The 13827-nt window shown below is 64.3% G+C and carries 10 protein-coding genes; 2 read left to right on the top strand and 8 right to left on the bottom strand.

The genetic code is table 11. From position 1 onward, the window contains the following. Positions 1–3387, top strand: a 3387-nt coding sequence (gene mfd, locus IPU70_RS32085; RefSeq protein WP_207473817.1) for a transcription-repair coupling factor, incomplete at its 5' end; no start/stop codon positions are given. Positions 3388–3409: 22 nt separating this feature from the next. Further along, positions 3410–4267: a phosphoserine phosphatase SerB gene (gene serB / locus IPU70_RS32080; protein WP_207473816.1), complete on the top strand. Its 858-nt coding sequence runs from the start codon at positions 3410–3412 to the stop codon at positions 4265–4267. A gap of 81 nt (positions 4268–4348) precedes the next feature. On the opposite strand, the gene IPU70_RS32075 is transcribed toward serB, so the two are convergent. The 8 genes from IPU70_RS32075 to nuoI form a co-directional block, all read right to left on the bottom strand. Further along, a complete protein-coding gene (locus IPU70_RS32075) occupies positions 4349–6625 on the bottom strand; it encodes a TonB-dependent siderophore receptor (RefSeq protein WP_207473815.1) in 2277 nt (758 codons plus the stop codon). 331 nt (positions 6626–6956) lie between these two features. Next, positions 6957–7286, bottom strand: coding sequence for a DUF2818 family protein (locus tag IPU70_RS32070; protein ID WP_013392153.1), 330 nt, complete (start codon positions 7284–7286; stop codon positions 6957–6959). 15 nt (positions 7287–7301) lie between these two features. Then, positions 7302–8786 (bottom strand): NADH-quinone oxidoreductase subunit NuoN, encoded by a 1485-nt coding sequence (nuoN, locus tag IPU70_RS32065; protein ID WP_207473814.1) that lies wholly within the window; start codon positions 8784–8786, stop codon positions 7302–7304. Between the two features lie 9 nt (positions 8787–8795). Continuing rightward, the gene (locus tag IPU70_RS32060; RefSeq protein WP_013392151.1) at positions 8796–10298 is read right to left on the bottom strand and encodes an NADH-quinone oxidoreductase subunit M; all 1503 of its coding nucleotides are present in this window, start codon (positions 10296–10298) and stop codon (positions 8796–8798) included. Then, positions 10295–12328 (bottom strand): NADH-quinone oxidoreductase subunit L, encoded by a 2034-nt coding sequence (nuoL, locus tag IPU70_RS32055; protein WP_013392150.1) that lies wholly within the window; start codon positions 12326–12328, stop codon positions 10295–10297. Before nuoL ends, IPU70_RS32060 begins: the two co-directional genes overlap by 4 nt. Positions 12329–12346: 18 nt before the next feature. After that, complete coding sequence (gene nuoK / locus IPU70_RS32050; RefSeq protein ID WP_006217969.1) at positions 12347–12655, bottom strand: NADH-quinone oxidoreductase subunit NuoK; 309 nt, start codon at positions 12653–12655, stop codon at positions 12347–12349. Then, on the bottom strand, positions 12652–13302 hold the full coding sequence (locus IPU70_RS32045; RefSeq protein ID WP_207473813.1) for an NADH-quinone oxidoreductase subunit J: 651 nt from the start codon (positions 13300–13302) through the stop codon (positions 12652–12654). Before IPU70_RS32045 ends, nuoK begins: the two co-directional genes overlap by 4 nt. A 17-nt stretch (positions 13303–13319) precedes the next feature. After that, positions 13320–13808 (bottom strand): NADH-quinone oxidoreductase subunit NuoI, encoded by a 489-nt coding sequence (gene nuoI, locus IPU70_RS32040; RefSeq protein WP_008161196.1) that lies wholly within the window; start codon positions 13806–13808, stop codon positions 13320–13322. Positions 13809–13827: the final 19 nt, after the last annotated feature.

The following is a 13827-nucleotide window of genomic DNA, read 5'->3' as shown; positions in this document are numbered from 1 at the left end:
GGCGCGCGCTATGCCCAGCCGCGTCCGCCGGGTTCCGGCGACGCCTGGCTGCTGGCGGATCTGGCGCGGCAGGCGTCGGCGCCGCTGGTCATCCTGACCGCCGAGCCCGTCGAGGCCCAGCGCCTGGCCGAGGAAATCCAGCTGTTCGCGCCGGACCTGCGCGTGCGCCAGTTGCCCGACTGGGAAACGCTGCCCTACGACGCCTTCTCGCCGCACCAGGACCTGATTTCGGAACGCCTGCACACGCTGCACTCGCTGATGACGAAGTCGGTGGACGTGCTGACGGTGCCGGTCACCACCGCGCTGTACCGGTTGGCGCCGCCCGCGTTCCTGGCGGCCTACACCTTTTCCTTCAAGCAAAAGGACAAGCTCAACGAAGCCGCGCTGCGTGCCCAGTTGACGCTGGCCAACTACAACCACGTCACCCAGGTGACCGCGCCGGGCGAGTTCTGCCTGCGCGGCGGCCTGATCGACCTGTTCCCCATGGGTTCGGTGGTGCCCTACCGCCTGGACCTGTTCGACGACGAAATCGAGACCATCCGCAGCTTCGACGTGGACACGCAGCGCAGCCTGTATCCGATGCGCGAAGTGCAACTGCTGCCCGGCCGCGAGTTCCCCATGGACGAGGACGCGCGCAACCGTTTCCGGGCGCGCTTCCGCGAGGTCTTCGAGGGCGATCCGTCGCGCGCCCTGCCCTACAAGGACATCGGCAACGGCATCCCGTTCGCCGGCGTCGAGTACTACCTGCCGCTCTTCTTCGAAGAAACGGCGACCCTGTTCGACTACCTGACGCAAGGCACGGTCACCGTCACCGTGGGCGACATCGACGACGCCATCCAGCGCTTCAACCAGGACACGTCCAGCCGCTACGGCTTCCTGAAAAGCGACCGCGAACGGCCGGTGCTGCCGCCGTCCGAGCTGTTCCTGGACAACGAGGCGCTCTACGCCCGACTGAAGGACTTCCGCCGGCTGTCGCTCACTGCCGGCCAGCCGCACCCCGACTTCCGCGCGGCGCCCGACGTGAGCGTGGCGCGCCGCTCCGAGGATCCCATCGCCAAGCTGCGCGCGCTGGTGCAGGGCGGCCAGACGCGCGTGCTGCTGTGCGCCGACTCCGCCGGCCGGCGCGAGACCCTGGTGCAGATGCTGAACGAGTTCGGCGTCACCCCGGACGCGCAACCCGACACCATCGAAGCCTTCCTGGCCTCGGACGCCCATTTCGGCATCGTCGCCGCGCCGCTGTCCACCGGCTTCGGCCTGCCCCAGGCCAATCTGGCCTTCCTCACCGAAAACGACCTGTACCCCGGCCTGGCCACCACCGGCCGTCGCGGCAAGCGCGACCAGGAACGCGCCAGCAACGTCGAAGCCATGGTGCGCGACCTGTCCGAGCTGCGCGCGGGCGACCCCGTGGTCCATGCGCAGCACGGCATCGGCCGCTACCACGGCCTGGTCAACATGGACATGGGCGAAGGCGGGATGGAATTCCTCCATCTCGAATACGCCAACGGCAGCACCCTGTACGTGCCGGTGTCGCAGCTGCACGTGATCGCCCGCTACAGCGGCGCCGATCCGGAGGCCGCGCCCCTGCACCAGTTGGGCTCCGGCCAGTGGGACAAGGCACGCCGCAAGGCCGCCCGCCAGGTCCGCGACACCGCCGCCGAACTGCTGGCCCTGTATGCCCAGCGCGCCGCGCGCGAGGGCTATGCCTTCAACCTGCCGCTCAACGACTACCAGGCCTTCGCCGAAGGCTTTGGCTTTGAAGAAACGGTCGACCAGGCCGCCGCCATCGAAGCCGTCATCGCCGACATGACCTCCGGCCGCCCCATGGACCGCCTGGTCTGCGGCGACGTGGGCTTCGGCAAGACCGAGGTCGCCCTGCGCGCCGCCTTCCTGGCCGTGGCCAACGGCAAGCAGGTCGCCCTGCTCTGCCCCACCACGCTGCTGGCCGAGCAGCACGCCCAGACCTTCTCCGACCGCTTCGCCGACTGGCCCGTGAAGGTGGTGGAGCTGTCGCGCTTCCGCTCGGCCAAGGAAGTGTCCGCCGCCGTCGAAGGCATCAACGACGGCCGCGTCGACATCGTCATCGGCACCCACAAGATCCTGTCCAAGGACGTGAAGTTCAAGCGCCTGGGCCTGGTCATCATCGACGAGGAACACCGCTTCGGCGTGCGCCAGAAGGAAGCGCTGAAGGCGCTACGCGCCGAGGTCGACGTGCTGACCCTGACCGCCACGCCCATCCCGCGCACGCTGGGCATGTCGCTGGAAGGCATACGCGACTTCTCCGTCATCGCCACCGCGCCGCAAAAGCGCCTGGCCATCAAGACCTTCGTGCGGCGCGAAGACGGCAGCACCCTGCGCGAAGCGCTCTTGCGCGAACTCAAGCGCGGCGGCCAGTGCTACTTCCTCCACAACGAGGTCGAGACCATCCACAACCGCCGCGCCCGCCTGGAAGAGCTGGTGCCCGAGGCCCGCATCGCCGTGGCCCACGGCCAGATGCCCGAGCGCGAACTGGAACAGGTGATGAAGGGCTTCTACCAGCAGCGCTACAACGTGCTGTTGTGCACCACCATCATCGAAACCGGCATCGACGTGCCCAGCGCCAACACCATCGTGATCCACCGGGCCGACCGCTTCGGGCTGGCCCAGCTGCACCAGTTGCGCGGCCGCGTCGGGCGCTCCCACCACCAGGCCTATGCCTACCTGCTGACACCGGGCGAAGACGCCATCACCAACAACGCCAAGAAGCGCCTGGAAGCCATCCAGGCCATGGAAGAGCTGGGCTCCGGCTTCTACCTGGCCATGCACGACCTGGAAATCCGGGGCACGGGCGAGGTGCTGGGCGATTCGCAGTCGGGCAACATCCAGGAAGTGGGTTTCTCGATGTACAACGAGATGCTCAACGAAGCAGTCCGCGCACTGCGCGCCGGCGAAGAGCCCGACCTGGATGCCCCCTTCAACCTGGCCTGCGAAGTCAACCTGCACGCCCCGGCGCTGCTGCCGTCCGACTATTGCGCCGATGTCCATGCCCGCCTGGGCATCTACAAGCGCCTGGCGCACGCCGCGGACGAAGACGACCTGATCCACATCCAGGAAGAACTGATCGACCGCTTCGGCAAGCTGCCCGAGGCCGCGCAGACGCTGCTGGCCACGCACCGCTTGCGCCTGGCCGCCCAGCCCCTGGGCATCGTCAAGATCGACGCCAGCGAAACCCAGGCGCTGCTGCAATTCGGCCCCAAGACCTCGGTCGATCCGGCCAAGATCATCGAACTGGTGCAGCGCCAGCGCCACATCAAACTGGCGGGACAGGATAAATTGCGGGTTGAGATCAAGGCCGCGCAGATCCCGGCCCGCGCCGACGCCGTCCGCGCCGTGCTGCGCGCCCTGAAGTAACCGTCCAACCACACTGATTTTTATGACTACCCATCACCTTGTCGTCCAATCCCCCGGCCTGACCGTGGAACACGCGGAACAGCTGGCGGCCCTGGCCCAGGCGCAGGGCGTGGCGCGCATCAGCGCCACCGCCGCCCGCCTGCTCGACGTGCAGCACGACGAGACCACCCGCGCCGAAGTCGTCGCTTGGGCCGAGCGCCATGGCGTCGACACCGCCTTCCTGCCCGCGGGCCTGAAGCTGTCGGCATGCAAGGTGCTGGCCATGGACATGGACTCCACGCTGATCAACATCGAATGCATCGACGAGATCGCCGGCGTCGCGGGCCTGAAGGACAAGGTCTCCGAAATCACTGAGGCCGCCATGCGCGGCGAAATCAAGGACTTCTCGGAAAGCCTGCGCCGCCGCGTCGCCCTGCTCGAAGGCGTGCCGGCCGACGCGCTGGAACAGGTCTATGCGGACAAGCTGCGCCTGAATCCCGGCGCCGAACGCCTGATCACCACGGCCCAGGCCGCCGGCATCAAGGTGCTGCTGGTCTCCGGCGGCTTCACCTTCTTCACGGAGCGCCTGCGCCAGCGCCTGAACCTGGACAGCGCGCACGCCAACACCCTGGAAATCGCCAACGGCGTACTGACCGGCAAGGTGTTGGGGGACATCCTGGACGCCGACGCCAAGGAAGCCCATCTGCGCGAATTCGCGCGCCAGCATGGCGCCTCCCAGGAACAGATCATCGCCATGGGCGACGGCGCCAACGACCTGAAGATGCTGGGCATCGCCGGCTTCCCGGTCGCCTACCACGCCAAGCCGCTGGTGCGTCAACAGACGCGCTACGCGCTCAATGTGTCTGGGTTGGATGGGGTGCTGAACTGGTTCGAGAGTTGATCAGACCACACCGGGCGCCAGCACCCGGCCCAGACATGAAAAAAGCCACCTCGCGGTGGCTTTTTTCATTGCAGCAAGGTATCAGTACCGCACACGCAGCGAGAGCAGCGCGGCCCGGCCCGTGCCCAGCGCCGCGTAGTGCGCCGCATAGGCCTTGGTGTAGTACGTTTCGTCGAAAATGTTCAGCACGTTCAACTGCGCCGACATGTGGTCGTTGAACTCGTACGCCGCCATGGCGTCGAAGCGCCAGTAGGAAGGCACCCAGCGCGCCTTGGGCGTGCCGTCCGCGTTCTTGGTCGAATCCGAATTCCCGTACACCTTGTCCACGTAGTATGCGCCGCCGCCCACTGTCAGCTTGGGCAGCACCTTGTAGGTGGTCCACAGGCTGAAGGCATTGCGCGGGGTGTTCGGCAGGTCCTGGCCCACGGCGCCGCTGTTGTAGGCGCCCTTGGTCATTTCGCTGTTCATGAAGGTGTAGCCGCCAAACACGTTCCACTTGGGCGTGATGCTGCCCGAGAAGCCCAGTTCGATGCCACGCACCTTGGCTTCGCCGACCTGCGCGGTCTCGGTGGCCGAGACGGCGACGCTGGTGTTCTTGCGGATGTCCTGGAAGGCCGCCGCCGACAGCGTCAGGCGGTCATCGAACACCTGCCACTTCGTGCCCAATTCCACCGTGCGGCTCTTTTCCGGCTCGAGCGACTGGCTCGTGACCGACACGGCGTCGCTGATCGCGCTGGAAGCGATGGCGGACGGCGTGGACGAGGTGCCGTAGGTAGCATAGATGGTGCCATTGGGCGCCGGTTTATAGGCCAAGCCGACCTGGTAGTTGAAGAGATTGTCCTCGCGGCTGGTGCTGTAGAACGCTGGCGTGCTGGCCGGGTCGTTGCGGCCCTTGGCAATGTTGCTGCCGCTGGTGCGGTAGTTATCCCAGCGCAGACCCAGGCTGGCCTGCCATTGCTCGTTGAACTTGATCGTGTCGAAGCCGTAGAGCGCAACCGTATCCGTGTTGTAGCGCGCCGGATTGTTGTTGCGCTGCAGGTGGCCCGGGTAGTAGGTACCCGGATTCGGATCCCACAACGAGGCGCAGAGCGCCGGGTTGGCATAGGTATTCTTGCCGTTCGCCGTGCCGGTCACGCAACCGCTGGTTCCGGCAGGAACGCCCGACTCGGTGTAGCTGTCCTTGTCCTGCTTGATGTTGCTGTACTCGAAGCCCAGGTCGAACGAGTGCTTCAGGCTGCCGGTATCGAATTCGCCGGTCAGGTTGGTCTGGTTGGCAAAGCTCTTGGTGACGTAATAGCCCGACTTGAGCGCCCGGTACACCAGACCGTTCGGGATGTTGCCCTTGCTGTCGTCAGGGTTGGTCGCGGCGAAATCGGTCGTGCCACGGCCATAGCGGGTCACGTTGCGCAGCTGCAGCTTGTCCGAGAAGTCGTGCTGGAAATCCACGGTCGCCACGTCGTCGCGCGTCTTCATGAAGTCGCGGCCGGTCAGCCCGTAGAAGCTCTTGCGGCTTACACCCATGGTCTCCGTCACCGGCTGGCCCGTCTTCGGGTCATACGGGATGGAGTAATCCGGCATGCTGTCGTCTTGGTAGTGGTAGTAGCTCAGCGTGATGCGCGTCGGCGTACCCACGCCCAGCGTCAGCGACGGCGCCACGCCCCAACGCTCGAAGTCCACCGCGTCGTCACGGCCGGGCGCGTCGCCCTTGTTACCCATGACGTTCAGGCGGAACGCGGCCTTGTCGGCCAGGCGCCAGTTGCTGTCGATCGTCGCGCGGTAGTTGTTGTCCGTGCCGATCTGCGCCGTGGCTTCAGTGAAGTCGGTGGACTTGGGCGTCTTGCTGACCATGTTGATGCTGCCGCCCGCGCCGCCGCGGCCGGAATAGACCGAGTCCGGCCCCTTGATGACTTCAACCTGTTCCAGGTTGAAGGTATCGCGCACCTGCGTGCTGGAGTCGCGGATGCCGTCCAGGAAAATGCTGCCGGCGGAGTTCTGGCCGCGGATGATGGGCAGGTCGCCGCCCGGGCGGCCGCCTTCGCCCGCGCCGAACGTGATCCCGGGGGAGTTGCGCAGCACATCCTGCAGCGTGGACGCAGCCTGGTCCTGGATCACTTGCTTGGGCACGACCTGGACGGTGCGCGGAGTGTCCAGCAAAGGCGCCGTGAACTTGGGCGACTGTGCCGTAGAGGTCTGGTACGACGACCCCTCACCCTCCACCCGCACGGGCGCAAGTTGCGTCACGCCCGAATCCGCGGATTGGGCGGCGGCGTAAGGGCTGATAAACAGCGCGGGGACCGCAATAGCGGCGGCCAGGGAGGTCGTGAGCGTATTCAGCGAATACGTATCTTGGGGCTTCAAACCAGCTTCTCCGAATGTAAATAGCAACGATTCTTGTTTTTCTACCGGTTGCGATTGTGAACTCGGGCGCTGAACGGAACCTGAAAAATGACTTTTCACTCACATGAAATGAAAAAAAACAACACTAAATACAGATAGGTTTCGACTAGCACTTCGACAGCGCGACGAACTCCAGCCCCGCCCACCACGAGCGATACCGCTAAGCCTGGGAATGCCACTGGCAATGGCGGGGAGACCGTCAGAGGAGCTGGACGGCGTGGGCTAGGACATTCCCCTATATCGCAAAAAAAACGCCCCACGGGGCGTTTTTGATGGATGAAGCAGGCTGCCTTCAGGCGCGCAGCCGGGGATGCCGCTTGAACAGATAACGGTACACGAACCCCGGATAAGCCAGCACCAGATACAGGCTCAAGGTGATCGCGTAGAACTCCCAAGTCTGGGAAAAGCGGTTGCCCAGGGTCGATTCGAACGCGAAACCCAAGGCGCCGACGATGGCGTAGAACACCAGCACTTCGATCAGGCGCATCCAGAACGGCTTGACCGCCGCCACCCCGCCCTGCTTCCAGGGCATGACGGCGAAGACCCGCTCCGTCAGGAACGGGAGATTCGCGCTGACCAGGGCCAGCGCGATCAACAGCCATACCGCCAGAGTCTGGTTCATGGCCCCGTTTTCCGTTTACAGGCTGAGCGAGCTGCGGATGGCCTGCACGCACAGGGCCATCAGGCCGCCCGGCAGGATGCCCAGGATCAGGATCAGCGCGCCGTTGACCGACAGCACGCCGCGCTGGCCGCAGGTGGCGACCATCGGGGCGGCATCGGCGGCCGGCTCGTCGAAGTACACGACCTTGACCACGCGCAGATAGTAGAACGCGCCGATCAGCGAGAACATCACCGCTATCACGGCCAGCGTCACGTGGCCGGCGCTGATCAGCGCCTGCAGCACTGCCAGCTTGGCGTAGAAGCCCACCAGCGGCGGAATGCCGGCCAGCGAGAACATCAGCAGCAGGACGATGGCGGCGTGCCACGGGCTGCGGCGGTTCAGGCCCTTCAGGTCGTCGATGTGCTCGCACTCGAAGCCCTGGCGCGACAGCAGCAGCACGATGCCGAAGCTGGCCAGCGTGGTCAGCACGTAGGTCAGCATGTAGAACAGCGAGGCGCCGTAGGCGGCGGACGACAGTTCCGGCTTGCCCGCGACCGAACCCGACATCAGGCCCAGCAGCACGAAGCCCATGTGCGAGATGGTCGAGTAGGCCAGCATGCGCTTGAAGTTGGTCTGCGCGATGGCGGTCAGGTTACCGATGGCCAGCGACAGTACGGCCAGGATCATCAGCATCGGCTGCCAGTCGGCAGCCAGGCCGTGCAGGCCGTCGACCAGCAGGCGCAGCGTGATGGCGAAGGCGGCCAGCTTGGGCGCAGCGCCCAGGATCAGCGTCACGGCGGTGGGCGAACCCTGGTAAACGTCAGGAACCCACATGTGGAACGGCACGGCGCCGAGCTTGAACGCCAGGCCCGACACCAGGAACACGATGCCGAACACCAGGGCCAGCTTCTCGGCCTTGCCCGCTGCGATGACCTTGGAGACTTCAGCCAGATCCAGATGACCGGTGGCGCCGTAGACCATGGACATGCCGTACAGCAGGAAGCCCGAGGCCAGCGCGCCCAGCACAAAGTACTTCATGGCGGCTTCGGTGGCGACGACGTTGTCGCGGCGCAGCGCGATCAGCGCGTACAGCGCCAGCGACATCAGCTCCAGGCCCAGGTAGATGGAGATCAGGTTCCCGGAGGAGATCATGACCATCTGGCCCAGCAGCGCGAACAGCGTCAGGACGTAAAGCTCGCCGCCGCGCATCATGTCGCGCAGTTGCGCGTAGACGCGGCCATAGACCAGGGTCGCGGCGACGGCGATATAGGACGCGATCTTGAGCAGATGCGACAGTTCGTCGGTGACGTACAGGCCGTTGAAGGTCGAACCAACAACGCCGTTCTTCCATTGCAGGGCCGACACGACGGTCAGCACGCCCAATGCAAGCATGGTCAGCAGAAACGTCGGCTTGCGCTCGGGGTGATTGCTGACCGCGTCGACGAGCAGGATAGCCAGGCCGAAAACCAGCAGGAGGATTTCCGGTGTCGCCAGGGCGAAATCGATTTGGGATTGCATCATTGTCTTGTCTTACAGTTTCGAGACGGCAACGTGTTGCAGCAGGGCCTCCACCGAAACGTGCATCACGTCGGTAAAGGGCTTGGGATAGATCCCCATGTACAACACGGCGATCGCCATCACGCCAAGAATCACAAACTCGCGGCGGTTGATATCGGTCAGCTCGCGCACGTGGTCGTTGGCGACGTCGCCCAGGACCACGCGCTTGACCATCCACAGCGAATACGAAGCGCCGAGGATCAGGGCGGTAGCCGCCAGCAGGCCGATCCAGAAGTTGTGCTCGACCGCGCCCATGATCACCATGAACTCGCCGACGAAACCGCTGGTGGCCGGCAGGCCGCTGTTGGCCATCGAGAACAGGATGAAGAAGGTGGCGAAACGCGGCATGACGTTGACCACGCCGCCGTAATCGGCGATGCGGCGCGAGTGCATGCGGTCATAGAGCACGCCGATACACATGAACATGGCGCCCGACACGAAGCCGTGCGAGATCATCTGCACGATGGCGCCTTCGACGCCAGCCGTGTTGAAGATGAAGAAACCCAGCGTCACGAAACCCATGTGGGCCACCGACGAATAGGCCACCAGCTTCTTCATGTCGTCCTGGACGATCGCGACCAGGCCGATGTAGATCACGGCGATCAGAGACAGCGTGATCATCATGCCTGCCAGGCTGTGCGAGGCGTCCGGAGCGATCGGCAGCGAGAAGCGCAGGAAACCGTAGGCGCCCAGCTTCAGCATGATCGCGGCCAGCACGATGGAACCGCCCGTGGGCGCTTCGACGTGGGCGTCGGGCAACCACGTATGGACCGGCCACATCGGCACCTTGACGGCGAAGGCCGCCAGCAAGGCCACGAAGATCAGGATCTGCGGGGTGTAGCCCAGCTTGGTCTGCTGCCAGGTCAGGATGTCGAACGAACCGCCCGAGACGTTCCACAGGTACACGAAGGCGACCAGCGTCAGCAGCGAGCCCATCAGCGTGTACAAGAAGAATTTGAACGCTGCGTAAACGCGGTTCGGGCCGCCCCAGACGCCGATGATGATGTACATCGGGATCAGCGTGGCTTCGAAGAACACGTAGAACAGCATGCCGTCCAGCGCGCAGAACACGCCCACCATCAGACCCGACAGGATCAGGAAGGCGGCCATGTACTGGGCGACGCGGCTGGTGATGACTTCCCAGCCGGCCAGCACCACGATGATGGTGATGAAGGCCGTCAGGAGCACGAACCACATCGAGATGCCGTCGATGCCCAGGTGGTAGTTGACGTTGAAAGCCTCGATCCAGGAGGTTTTCTCCACGAACTGCATCTTGGCCGTGGTGGAGTCGAAACCGGTGTAGAGCGGAATAGTGACGAGGAAACCGGCGATTGCGCCGACGAGCGACAGGCCGCGCGTCAGGCCGGGACGGTCGTCACGGCCCACCGCCAGCACCAGCAGGCCGAATACGATCGGGACAAAGATCGCAAGCGTGAGCCAGGGGAAAGTGTTGGATGCCATCTCGCTTGCCATCATTGGGGAATCAGCACAAAGAAAGTCACCAGCGCCATGATGCCGATGATCATCGCGAACGCGTAGTGATAGATGAAGCCGGACTGCAGGTGACGGCTGACCGCTGCCACCCAGCCCACCACACGGGCGCTGCCGTTGATCAACAGGCCATCGATGATGCCGCGGTCGCCGGTCTGCCACAGGCCACGGCCCAGGCAGCGCAGGCCGCGGGCGATGATCTGCTCGTTGACCCAATCCACGTAGTACTTGTTCTCAAGCACCTTGTTGATGCCGGACAGGCTGGACTTGATCTTGGCCGGAACCTTGGGATTGATCAGGTAGCAGTACCAGGCGGTGACGGCGCCCGCCACGACCAGCCAGAACGGAACCGTCTGGAAGGCGTGCAGGCCGAAGGCCACCCAACCGTGCCACTCTTCGTGCAGCTCGTGCATCGCGGGATGCTGCGGCAGGACCTTGATGACGCCGTCGAAGAACTTGCCGAACAGCATCGGATCGACCACCAGGGCACCGATGATGACCGACGGGATCGCCAGCAGCACCAGCGGCAGCGTGACCACCCAGGGCGACTCGTGCGGCGTGCCATGATGGCCATGGCCATCCGGCTCGTGGTCGACGTCGGCTGCGTGATGATCATCGTGGCCGTGGCCATGACCGGTGGTGTCGAAGCGTTCCTTGCCGTGGAAGACCAGGAAGTACACGCGGAACGAGTACAGCGACGTCACGAACACGCCAATCAGGGTCGAGTAGTACGCGAAGTTCGCGCCCCAGACGTTTGCGGCGCCGGCGGCCTCGATGATGTGTTCCTTCGAGTAGAAGCCCGAGAAGAACGGCGTGCCGACCAGGGCCAGCGTGCCCAGCAGGAAGGTGATCCAGGTGATGGGCATGTACTTGCGCAGGCCGCCCATGTTGCGGATGTCCTGGTCATGGTGCATGCCGATGATGACGGAGCCCGCGCCCAGGAACAGCAGCGCCTTGAAGAACGCGTGCGTCATCAGGTGGAAGATCGCGACCGAGTAGGCCGAGGCGCCCAGCGCGACCGTCATGTAGCCCAACTGCGACAGCGTGGAGTACGCGACCACGCGCTTGATGTCGTTCTGGATGATGCCCAGGATGCCCAGGAACAGCGCGCCGATGGCGCCGATCACGATGATGAAGGACAGCGCCACGTCGGAGAGTTCGAACAGCGGCGAAAAGCGCGCGACCATGAAGATGCCGGCCGTCACCATGGTGGCGGCGTGGATCAGCGCGGAAATCGGGGTCGGGCCTTCCATCGAGTCAGGCAGCCAGGCGTGCAGCGGAACTTGGGCCGATTTGCCCATGGCGCCGATGAACAGGCAGATGCAGGCGACCGTCAGCAGCATCCAGTCGGAACCGGGCAGCGTCAGGGTGGCCAGCTTGTCGGCCTGGGCGAAGACTTCGCCGTAGTGCATGGTGCCGGCGTAGGCAAACAGCAGGCCGATGCCCAGCACGAAGCCGAAGTCGCCGACGCGGTTGATCAGGAACGCCTTCATGTTGGCGAAGATCGCCGTGGGGCGGGTGTACCAGAAGCCGATCAGCAGGTACGACACCAGGCCCACCGCTTCCCAGCCGAAGAACAGCTGCACCATGTTGTTCGACATCACCAGCATCAGCATGGAGAACGTGAACAGCGAGATGTAGGAGAAGAAGCGCTGGTAACCGGGATCATCCGCCATGTAGCCAATGGTGTAGATGTGCACCATCAGCGACACCGAAGTCACCACGACCATCATCATGGCCGACAGCGGATCGATCAGGAAGCCGATTTCCAGCTTGGTCTGGCCGATCAGGCTCCAGGTGTAGACCGCGCCGTCGAAGCGCAGGCCGTTGAGCACGTCGTTCAACACCACCACCGAACCGATGGTGGAGATGAGCACGCCCAGGATGGTGATCATGTGCGACGCACGGCGGCCGATGGGACGGCCCAGGAACCCGGTGCCAAAGAGGCCCGCGAGAATTGCCCCGGCCAGCGGAGCCAGCGCGATGAGCAAGTAGAGATTGGGTGAGCTAGACATTTTCTTCCAATACCCCGTTCAGCCCTTCAGGCGATCGAGTTCGTCAACGTTGATCGTGTTCAGGTTGCGGAACAGCAGCACCAGGATGGCCAGGCCGATCGCCGCTTCGGCGGCGGCCACGGTCAGGATGAAGAACACGAACACCTGGCCGGCGGTGTCGCCGAACCAGCTGGAGAACGCCACGAAGTTCATGTTGACGGCCAGGAGCACCAGCTCGATGGACATCAGGAGAATGATCAGGTTGCGGCGGTTCAGGAAGATGCCGAAGATCCCGATGGCGAACAGGATCGCCCCGAGGATCAGATAGTGGGCCAGCGTCAGCGTCATTTTTGTTCTCCTTGGGGCGCGGCGGCGGTCGGGGTGCCGTTGTGCGCCTGGGCGCGCTCGCTCTGGGCGGGCATGCTCACCAGACGGAAACGGTCCTTCGCACGCACGCGGACGGCGGCCACCGGGTCGTTGTACTTCACGTCGCGGCGGCGGCGCAGGGTCAGCGCGATGGCGGCGACCATGCCCACCAGCAGCAGCGCGGCGCCCACTTCAACGGCGTAGATGTACTGCGTGTACATGGCTTCGCCCAGCGCTCGGGCGTTGTTGTAGTCGCCGGCGACCGGGGCTTGCGGGCCCGCGCCGTACCAGGTCGAACCCAGCACGAAGGCCATTTCCAGCACCATCACCAGACCGATGATCAGGCCCAGCGGCAGATAGGTCTTCATGCCTTGGCGCAGGGTATCCATGCGGATATCCAGCATCATCACGACGAAGAGGAAGAGCACCATCACGGCGCCCACGTACACCAGCACCAGCAGCAGCGCGAGGAACTCGGCGCCCAGCAGCATCCACAGCATGGCCGCGTTGGAGAACGCCAGGATCAGGTGCAGGACGGCGGTGACCGGGCTGCGCGCGGTGATCACGCGGAACGCCGCGATCACCAGCACGGCGGCCAGTATGTAGAACAGGACAGTAGTAAAAGTCATGGATCAGGTCCTGGGCTTCAACGATAGGGAGCGTCTTCGGCCCGGCGGCGGGCGATGTCGGCTTCATAGCGGTCGCCCACGGCGAGCAGCATGTCTTTGGTGAAATACAGGTCGCCGCGCTTTTCGCCGTGGTATTCGTGGATATGCGTTTCCACGATGGAGTCCACGGGGCAGCTTTCCTCACAGAAGCCGCAGAAAATGCACTTGGTCAGGTCGATGTCGTAGCGCGTGGTGCGGCGGGTGCCGTCATCGCGTTGATCCGACTCGATCGTGATCGCCAGCGCGGGGCACACGGCTTCACACAGCTTGCACGCGATGCAGCGCTCTTCCCCGTTGGGGTAGCGGCGCAGCGCGTGCAGGCCACGGAAACGCGGCGACGCAGGCGTCTTTTCCTGGGGGTAGCGCAAGGTGACCTTGCGCTTGAAGAAATACTTGCCCGTCAGGCGCATGCCCTTGAGCAACTCGGTCAGCATCAGGCTGCCGAAGAAATCCTTGATCGCTTCCATATCCTGCCTCTGCCTGGCG

It is taken from the genome of Achromobacter sp. SD115 (genome assembly GCF_017355315.1).
Taxonomy (GTDB): Bacteria; Pseudomonadota; Gammaproteobacteria; order Burkholderiales; family Burkholderiaceae_B; genus Achromobacter; species Achromobacter xylosoxidans_B.
Note: the sequence above shows the minus strand (reverse complement) of the source record. Positions and strands in the feature narration are given on the sequence as shown.

Bases quoted from the DNA above. Each gene is read 5' to 3' on its own strand.
- serB (WP_207473816.1), top strand. From the start codon at position 3,410: ATGACTACCCATCACCTTGTCGTCCAATCCCCCGGCCTGACCGTGGAA.
- IPU70_RS32070 (WP_013392153.1), bottom strand. From the start codon at position 7,286: ATGAACCAGACTCTGGCGGTATGGCTGTTGATCGCGCTGGCCCTGGTC.
- nuoN (WP_207473814.1), bottom strand. From the start codon at position 8,786: ATGATGCAATCCCAAATCGATTTCGCCCTGGCGACACCGGAAATCCTC.
- IPU70_RS32060 (WP_013392151.1), bottom strand. From the start codon at position 10,298: ATGATGGCAAGCGAGATGGCATCCAACACTTTCCCCTGGCTCACGCTT.
- nuoL (WP_013392150.1), bottom strand. From the start codon at position 12,328: ATGTCTAGCTCACCCAATCTCTACTTGCTCATCGCGCTGGCTCCGCTG.
- nuoK (WP_006217969.1), bottom strand. From the start codon at position 12,655: ATGACGCTGACGCTGGCCCACTATCTGATCCTCGGGGCGATCCTGTTC.
- IPU70_RS32045 (WP_207473813.1), bottom strand. From the start codon at position 13,302: ATGACTTTTACTACTGTCCTGTTCTACATACTGGCCGCCGTGCTGGTG.
- nuoI (WP_008161196.1), bottom strand. From the start codon at position 13,808: ATGGAAGCGATCAAGGATTTCTTCGGCAGCCTGATGCTGACCGAGTTG.